This window comes from uncultured Amaricoccus sp. (genome assembly GCF_937858865.1).
Taxonomy (GTDB): domain Bacteria; phylum Pseudomonadota; class Alphaproteobacteria; order Rhodobacterales; family Rhodobacteraceae; genus Amaricoccus.
This window is the reverse complement of record NZ_CALLYO010000162.1, coordinates 1-5292: the sequence shown is the minus strand read 5'-3', so window position 1 is coordinate 5292 and position 5292 is coordinate 1. Positions and strand designations below refer to the sequence as shown.

10 protein-coding genes are annotated in these 5292 nt (G+C 68.2%); 8 read left to right on the top strand and 2 right to left on the bottom strand.

Going from position 1 to position 5292, the window contains the following annotated elements:
- Positions 1-196, bottom strand: a 196-nt coding sequence (locus Q0112_RS04560) for a hypothetical protein (protein WP_297972049.1), incomplete at its 3' end; no start/stop codon positions are given.
- Between the two features lie 152 nt (positions 197-348).
- On the opposite strand from Q0112_RS04560, the gene Q0112_RS04555 reads away from it, so the two are divergent.
- A complete protein-coding gene (locus tag Q0112_RS04555; RefSeq protein WP_297972045.1) occupies positions 349-1083 on the top strand; it encodes a hypothetical protein in 735 nt (244 codons plus the stop codon).
- A gap of 169 nt (positions 1084-1252) precedes the next feature.
- Here the strand turns inward: Q0112_RS04555 and Q0112_RS04550 are convergent, their stop codons facing one another.
- Positions 1253-1588, bottom strand: coding sequence for a helix-turn-helix transcriptional regulator (locus Q0112_RS04550; RefSeq protein ID WP_297972042.1), 336 nt, complete (start codon positions 1586-1588; stop codon positions 1253-1255).
- 116 nt (positions 1589-1704) lie between these two features.
- Between Q0112_RS04550 and Q0112_RS04545 the strand changes: the two genes are divergently transcribed.
- The 7 genes from Q0112_RS04545 (at position 1705) to Q0112_RS04515 (ending at position 5180) form a co-directional block, all read left to right on the top strand.
- Complete coding sequence (locus Q0112_RS04545; RefSeq protein WP_297972039.1) at positions 1705-1947, top strand: hypothetical protein; 243 nt, start codon at positions 1705-1707, stop codon at positions 1945-1947.
- A complete protein-coding gene (locus tag Q0112_RS04540; RefSeq protein WP_297972037.1) occupies positions 1944-2285 on the top strand; it encodes a DUF1064 domain-containing protein in 342 nt (113 codons plus the stop codon). The genes Q0112_RS04545 and Q0112_RS04540 overlap by 4 nt, the downstream gene beginning before the upstream one ends.
- Positions 2286-2354: 69 nt before the next feature.
- Positions 2355-3149: an ATP-binding protein gene (locus tag Q0112_RS04535; RefSeq protein ID WP_297972033.1), complete on the top strand. Its 795-nt coding sequence runs from the start codon at positions 2355-2357 to the stop codon at positions 3147-3149.
- Positions 3150-3159: 10 nt separating this feature from the next.
- Positions 3160-3648 (top strand): DUF669 domain-containing protein, encoded by a 489-nt coding sequence (locus Q0112_RS04530; RefSeq protein WP_297972030.1) that lies wholly within the window; start codon positions 3160-3162, stop codon positions 3646-3648.
- Positions 3648-4607: a hypothetical protein gene (locus Q0112_RS04525; protein WP_297972028.1), complete on the top strand. Its 960-nt coding sequence runs from the start codon at positions 3648-3650 to the stop codon at positions 4605-4607. The genes Q0112_RS04530 and Q0112_RS04525 overlap by 1 nt, the downstream gene beginning before the upstream one ends.
- Entirely contained in the window at positions 4594-4836 is a 243-nt protein-coding gene (locus tag Q0112_RS04520; protein ID WP_297972025.1) for a hypothetical protein, read from the top strand. Before Q0112_RS04525 ends, Q0112_RS04520 begins: the two co-directional genes overlap by 14 nt.
- Positions 4833-5180 (top strand): hypothetical protein, encoded by a 348-nt coding sequence (locus Q0112_RS04515; RefSeq protein WP_297972022.1) that lies wholly within the window; start codon positions 4833-4835, stop codon positions 5178-5180. Before Q0112_RS04520 ends, Q0112_RS04515 begins: the two co-directional genes overlap by 4 nt.
- The last annotated feature ends 112 nt before the right edge of the window (positions 5181-5292 follow it).

Here is a 5292-nt window from a genome sequence, read left to right as displayed (position 1 = left end):
CGCGCCGGCGTGCTGGGCTCAGCTGCACACGCACGTGCTCTCCGCCGGGGAGCGAAGCTGTCAGGTCGTGGTGCTCGGGACGGTACCTGAGAACGCCGTCGGTTCCGTCGAGCAGTTCGGCGGCCGTGTGCGGCATGCCGCGGCGCGCCCAGAAGGCGGCCCGGCGCAAGGCCGTCTCAAGGTTGGGATCGGTCATTCAGGCATTCTCCTCGCACGCGACCATCGGGAGCACATCAGTATCCGCATTTTGCGGATCGTCAATCGTTCAAAGTGTGATTTTTCCGGATTTCTTTCGCCCGTAGGTTGCGCTACCGGCCTTCCCCAAAAATCACGGCATGAGGAATCGCCATGCGGCACATCCGCGAATCTGAGGTTATCGACCGGAACGCACCGGAGCTGGTCGACCTGTTCGATCATCTCCGGGACACGCTGCTCGGGCGGCACGGAATCACCAAGGCGCGCTACGTCCATCTCGCGCCATCAGCCGCCGGCTTGAGGCTGAAGGTCTCAGCCAGCCCGGCGCTGCGCCCGCTCGCCATCGATTTCGTCGAGAATCGGCGTCACTTGCTTCTCTACGATCTCGCGGAGCGGCTGCGTCGGCCGGAGCCCACCCGCTTCTCGACGGGCGGCGGCGCAGCCGAAGATATTCCCGAACCCCTGCGTTCCGCCAGGCAGGAGTATGAGGCGCACATGAGCCGGTTCATCGGCGAGGGGTGGTGGCACGGCTTCGAGGTGCCGACCTTCGGACCCTGCGGGCGACGGGGCGTCTTCCTGATCAACGCGCCGCTCGAGCAACCACTGACCAACGCCTACGTCACCGACGTGCGCCGGGACCTGCAGGATTTCCACCTGGCCTACTCATCCGTCGACCTGTCGGCCGAGCAGCCGATCCGGCTCGCGGCCGCCGAGCACGAGCTTCTGCTCGGGATGGTGTGCGGCATGCGCACCGAAGCGCTTGCAGCGGAAGTCGGCCTTACTGCGCGCGGAACCGAGGATCGCCTCCGGCGGACACGGGGCAAGTTGAAGAGCCGCACGACCGTCGAGGCCGCCGCCAAGGCGGTCGCGCTTGGCCTGATCCTCTGAGGCGTGGATTCCCACGTCGAGTGCGTGGAAATCCGGATATTGCGACACAACCTTAAGGCGATCATTGCTCCTCGAAAACCGCATGCCGATGGGAAACGATCGTTGAGCCGCCCGCTATTGCACCAGATCGCCCTGGCCGCCGCGATCGGTTTCGGAGTGCGCGTAGAGGCTATCCTCGCGCCTGCAGATCGGATCGCGCGTCGAGTTCGAGCATGGCGTTGTAGATGCGCTCGGCTGTTTCGAGCGGCAGGTGCCGAGGGTCGCCGTAAAGAATGAAATCGAAGGTGATCTCGTGCCGCCAGCGGAAATGGCTCACCGCGGCATGCGACGGGTAGACCCGTGCCCGCTCGTAGTCGGCGTAGGTCGAGGAAGGCAGATCGAGCGCTTCGGCCATGTCCTTCTGCGTCACGCCGAGCGCCATCCTTACCGCGCGCAGCCGGAAGGCGGTCGCCTCAAGCGAGATGTCTCGGTATCGCGCCAGCGCCCGGGCTTTCTCAACGTCCACTGCATGCCCCTCACATTCGGCCCGACTCGCGGCACTTTCCGACTTTTCCGGAAAGAATGCGAGGGGATCGTTTTCCGCATATTGTCAATCCGCATTTTCCGCATTATCCGGGAGGCATGTCGATCAATCCTCGTCGTTTTATTCTCGCGCTCGGCGGCTACCAGAAGGTGGCACTGCGGTTGGGTAAGCCCGACTCGACGGTGCACGGCTGGATCACCGCCGAGGACGGTAAGTTCCCCAGCCGGCTCTACCGCGCCTTCTGCTCGCTTGCCGACGAGGTGGGGGTCGCGCGGCCCGAGCCCGAACTCTTCCGGTTCCTCCCGCTCCCGCCGCCCGCGCCCGGGGAGCGCGCCGCATGACCAAGTTCAACGCCCGCAGCGTCGAGATCGACGGCCACCGCTTCGACAGCACCGCCGAGGGCAGGCGCTACGCGACGCTGGCTGCGCTCGAGCGCGCCGGCAAGATCGCCGGGCTCGAGCTGCAACCGCGCTTCGACTGCATCGTCGCCGGCGCGAAGATCTGCAGCTACGTCGCCGATTTCCGCTACCGCCGCGACGGCGCGTCGGTGGTCGAGGACGTCAAGGGCGTGCGCACGGCGGTCTACCGCCTGAAGCGCAAGCTCGCCGAGGCCTGCCACCCGGGCCTCGTCATCACCGAGATTCCCGCCGCAGGAGCGGGCAGACCACGCCGCCGGTAGCACCGGTTTTCCGGCGGTGGAGGTCTGGGCAGACACCCACCAGCCGGCGGCGACAAACGAGGAGTGCCCATGGCGCTGTCGCTCTCGAACCTCGTCCGGCGCAAGTCGGACAAGCCGCCGCGGATCGTCATCTACGGGGTGCCGGGCATCGGCAAGACCAGCCTCGCGGCCGAGTTTCCCGACCCGATCTTCATCCAGACCGAGGAAGGCGCGGGCACGCTCGAACTCACCACCTTCGCGGACGAGCCGTTCACCGAGTTCCGCCAGGTCGAGGAGGCCATCGAGCTTCTCTACTCCGGCGATCACACCTTCAGGACGGTGGTGGTCGACAGTCTCGACTGGCTCGAGCCCATCATCTGGGCCGAGACCTGCCGGCGCCACAGCACCGACAAGGAGGTCTTCGAGACCATCGAGGACTTCGGCTTCGGCAAGGGCTACGTGAAGGCCGACGAGCTCTGGCACCGGTTCCTGCGGGGTATGAACAACCTGCGCGACCACCGGGGCATGACGGTCGTTTTGCTGGCGCACGAGGAGATCAAGACCTTCTCGGATCCCGAGCGCGACAGCTACGACCGCTATCGCCTGCGCCTTCACAAGCGCGCGGCAGAGATGGTGATCGAGAACGCCGACGTCGTCGGCTTCATGAACTACGTCACCACCATCCGGAAGGAGAAGGGCGGCTTCGCCAAGGAGACCGCAAAGGCTAGCGGGTCCGGCACGCGCACCCTGCACCTCGCCGAGCGGCCCGCCTTCACCGCCAAGAACCGCTTCGACATGCCCGACAGTGTGCTGATCAAGAAGGGCCAGGGCTACGCCGCGCTCGCGCCGCACCTGCCCGGCCACCGTTCCGCCACCGCAGCCTGAGAGGACCGACATGGCAAGTCTCGGAGGAACCTACGACGCCAGCCAGGGCGAGCAGATGAGCGATCGCTCGGCGCTGCCGGCGGGCGAGTATCTGGCCGCGATCGCACGGAGCGACGTCTCGGACACCAAGAAGGGCGATGGCCGCAAGGTCGAGCTCGAGTTCGAGGTCCTCGACGGCGCGCACAAGGGCCGGCGGTTCTGGACCACACTCAATCTCTGGAACCCGAGCGCGACCACTGTGGAGATGGCCCAGCGCGAGCTCAACTCGATCTGCCACGCCGCCGGCCGGCTGCGGGTCGCCGACACCGAAGAACTGCACGGCATCCCGATGCTGGTGAAGCTCGGCTTCCAGAAGGACAACCCCGAGCGCAACGAGCCGAAGGGCTACAAGCCCGCAGCTGGCGTGGCCGCGAGCTCCGCCGGTCCCGGCGCCCGCGAGCGGAGGCTCCGCCAGGCGCGGGCCGTGGGCGTGAGCCGCACCCTCGGGGAGGCGGTCTGATGGTCGCCCTCCCGCCCCCCGCGCAACCGACAGTCGATGCGATCTGGCGCGCCCGCGAGGCCGAGGCCGCGGCCGATCCGCGCTCGGCCTACGAGGGCTACGGCATCGGCGCCTCGGCGCTGGGCACGTCCTGCGACCGTCAGATCTGGCTCACGCTGCGATGGACGTCGCCGCAGGAGGCGCCGACCGGGCGGCAGCTCAGGATCTTCGAGCGCGGTGACATCGAGGAAGAGCGTGTGCTCGCTGATCTCCGCCGCGCCGGCGTCGAGCTCGGCCGCGAGCAGGAGCGCTTCGCGCTCGCCGGCGGCTGGCTGCGCGGCAAGGTCGACGCGATCGGCCGAGGCTTCCTCGAAGCGAGGAAGACCGAGCACGTCATCGAGATCAAGTCGATGAAGGCCGCCGATTGGCGCGCCGTGCAGAAGCACGGGGTAGCGAAGGCGAAGCCCGAACACTGGCATCAGCTCCACGCCGGCATGGCCGCGCTCGGCATCGCCCGCGGCGCTTACGTAACGGTCAACAAGGACACCGAGGAAATCCTCGTCGAGCGGGTCCGCCTCGACGTCGAGGAAGCGAACCGCCAGGAGGCGCGGGTCGAGCGGCTGGTCGCCGAGCACGAGGCGCCGCTAAAGATCGCCGACAATGCCGAGCGCCCACCCTGCCGGTTCTGCCGGCACAAGGCGCTCTGCTTTGAGGCGGCGATGCCGCGGCGGCACTGCCGGACCTGCCTCCACTTCGCGTTCGGCCGCGACGGCGCCGGGCATTGCATGAGGCTCGACGAGCCGCGGAGCCCGCAGCGCCAGCAGGAAGGCATGGACTGCCCGGTGCATCTGTTCCTGCCCGCGCTGGTTCCCGGCGAACAGGTCGACGCCGACCCCGAGGCCGAGACGGTCACCTACCGCCTTCCCGACGGGACCACCTGGATCGACGGCGCCGCGGGTGAGCAGCATGACCGAAGCTGAGCTGGGCCGCTGGGCGAATGCGGCCGAGCGGGGCGAGAGCTTCGTCTATGCCGTCGCCAGCACCGGGGTTGTCCTGTCGCCGGAGGAGGATCGGGCGCGCGGGCGGGTCATGAAGGCGGCGCGGCAGCTCCACGAGAAGGGGCTGGTGGCGCTGGTGCAGCGCCGCGCATCGCCGTCCCAGATTCTCTACGTCGCGCAGCGCACCTGGAAGCGGGGCGGCGCGCGATGACACGGACCAGGCTTCCGGACCGCCGGCGCAATCTGATCCGCGACATCGCCTTCGCCGGCCAGGCCTTCACCGTCTGCGTCGGCTACGATGATGCCGGCCGGCCGCTCGAGGTGTTCGCCGACGGCCAGAAGACCGGCTCGGCGATGGCGGCCTTCATCGACGATGCCTGCATCGTGATCTCGATTGCCCTGCAGCACGGCATCGCCCCCGCTGCGCTGGCGCGCTCGCTGTCGACAGTTCCGGTCTGGGAGAACGGGGTGAAGGGCGAGGGCCCGGCGAGCCCGGTGGGTGCCATCCTCGCCGCGCTCGAGCCGGCGCCGGCGATGCCATGGGCGGCGGCATGATCGAGCTGCGCGACTACCAGCGCGCGGCGATCGACGCGCTCTATGCATGGTTCCGCGCCGGGCGCGGCTCGCCGCTCGTGGTCGCGCCGACCGGCTCGGGCAAGAGCGTGAT

Coding starts and splice junctions, on each gene's coding strand:
- Q0112_RS04555 (WP_297972045.1), top strand. CDS start 349: ATGCGGCACATCCGCGAATCTGAGGTTATCGACCGGAACGCACCGGAG.
- Q0112_RS04545 (WP_297972039.1), top strand. CDS start 1,705: ATGTCGATCAATCCTCGTCGTTTTATTCTCGCGCTCGGCGGCTACCAG.
- Q0112_RS04540 (WP_297972037.1), top strand. CDS start 1,944: ATGACCAAGTTCAACGCCCGCAGCGTCGAGATCGACGGCCACCGCTTC.
- Q0112_RS04535 (WP_297972033.1), top strand. CDS start 2,355: ATGGCGCTGTCGCTCTCGAACCTCGTCCGGCGCAAGTCGGACAAGCCG.
- Q0112_RS04530 (WP_297972030.1), top strand. CDS start 3,160: ATGGCAAGTCTCGGAGGAACCTACGACGCCAGCCAGGGCGAGCAGATG.
- Q0112_RS04525 (WP_297972028.1), top strand. CDS start 3,648: ATGGTCGCCCTCCCGCCCCCCGCGCAACCGACAGTCGATGCGATCTGG.
- Q0112_RS04520 (WP_297972025.1), top strand. CDS start 4,594: ATGACCGAAGCTGAGCTGGGCCGCTGGGCGAATGCGGCCGAGCGGGGC.
- Q0112_RS04515 (WP_297972022.1), top strand. CDS start 4,833: ATGACACGGACCAGGCTTCCGGACCGCCGGCGCAATCTGATCCGCGAC.